The organism is Nonomuraea sp. NPDC001831 (assembly GCF_042892035.1).
Classification (GTDB): domain Bacteria; phylum Actinomycetota; class Actinomycetes; order Streptosporangiales; family Streptosporangiaceae; genus Nonomuraea.
The window spans coordinates 1-1,073 of the sequence record NZ_JBIATU010000043.1 but is presented as its reverse complement, the minus strand read 5'-3'; the positions used below and the strand labels follow the sequence as shown (position 1 = coordinate 1,073).

1 rRNA gene is annotated in these 1,073 nt (G+C 56.6%); it reads right to left on the bottom strand.

Annotation, left to right across the window (positions count from 1 at the left end):
- Window positions 1–1,073: ribosomal RNA gene (locus ACFYYW_RS49090) — 23S ribosomal RNA — on the bottom strand; the annotation flags it as partial.

Here is a 1,073-nt window from a genome sequence, read left to right as displayed (position 1 = left end):
TATGGAACGCGGATTTGCCTACGTTCCGCCCTACATGCTTACCCCAGGACAACCATCGCCTGGGCTGGACTACCTTCCTGCGTCACCCCATCGCTTACCTACTACCCGATCGGATCGAGCGTTCACTCTGACCCCAAGCCCGAAGGCTTTAGGCGAGTTAAGGACTCTTAGCATCACGAGGTTCGATATGGGCGCGTTAAAGCGGGTACGGGAATATCAACCCGTTGTCCATCGACTACGCCTGTCGGCCTCGCCTTAGGTCCCGACTTACCCTGGGCGGATTAGCCTGCCCCAGGAACCCTTGGTCATCCGGCGCGAGGGTTTCTCACCCTCGATTCGCTACTCATGCCTGCATTCTCACTCGCACAGCCTCCACAACTAGATCACTCTGCTGCTTCGCCGGCTGCACGACGCTCCCCTACCCATCAACAGACACAATGTTCTGTCAATGCCACGACTTCGGCGGTGTGCTTGAGCCCCGCTACATTGTCGGCGCAGAATCACTTGACCAGTGAGCTATTACGCACTCTTTCAAGGGTGGCTGCTTCTAAGCCAACCTCCTGGTTGTCTCTGCGACTCCACATCCTTTCCCACTTAGCACACGCTTAGGGGCCTTAGTCGGTGATCTGGGCTGTTTCCCTCTCGACTACGAACCTTATCGCCCGCAGTCTCACTGCCACGCTCTCACTTACCGGCATTCGGAGTTTGGCTGACGTCAGTAACCTTGTCGGGCCCATCGGCCATCCAGTAGCTCTACCTCCGGCAAGAAACACGCGACGCTGCACCTAAATGCATTTCGGGGAGAACCAGCTATCACGGAGTTTGATTGGCCTTTCACCCCTACACACAGGTCATCCCCCAGGTTTTCAACCCTGGTGGGTTCGGTCCTCCACCCAGTCTTACCTGAGCTTCAACCTGCCCATGCGTAGATCACTCCGCTTCGGGTCTACAGCATGCGACTCAAACGCCCTATTCAGACTCGCTTTCGCTACGGCTCCCCCACACGGGTTAACCTCGCCACACACCATAACTCGCAGGCTCATTCTTCAAAAGGCACGCAGTCACATCACACA